At 69.6% G+C, this 395-nt stretch carries 1 protein-coding gene; it reads right to left on the reverse strand.

Going from position 1 to position 395, the window contains the following annotated elements:
- Positions 1–395, reverse strand: a 395-nt coding sequence (locus AC5RVV_RS18220) for a phosphoenolpyruvate carboxylase (RefSeq protein ID WP_494002742.1), incomplete at both ends; no start/stop codon positions are given.

Consider the following 395-nt stretch of genomic DNA (forward strand, 5'->3'; position numbering starts at 1 on the left):
AGGAACCAAAACGCACCGGCGAGGAGGGCAGGTCGACCCCGTGTTCGGCCAGCAGGTCGGACAAATCCCCGAGCAGCTCCGGCATCGTGTCCGTGAGGATGTTCTCCAGGTAGTAGATCGCGTTGCGCGCCTCATCGAGCGGCGTGGGACGGACCTGCCGCAGCTCGTCGGTCTGCCAGATCAGGTCGATGATCTCCGCCAGCCGGCGGTCCTGGCGCCGGCGAGCCATGGTGCCTTCCGCCGTCGGCTGGGCCAGGATGTCGGAGAGCGTGCGGATCTTGTCCAGCACGGACCGGCGCGACGCTTCGGTGGGGTGGGCGGTGAAGATCGGCCGCACGTCCAGTTCGCGGACGGCTTCCTGCAGCGCCGCCGGACCGGCTGCGGCGGCGACGCCT

It is taken from the genome of Arthrobacter sp. MDT2-34-1 (assembly GCF_059091365.1).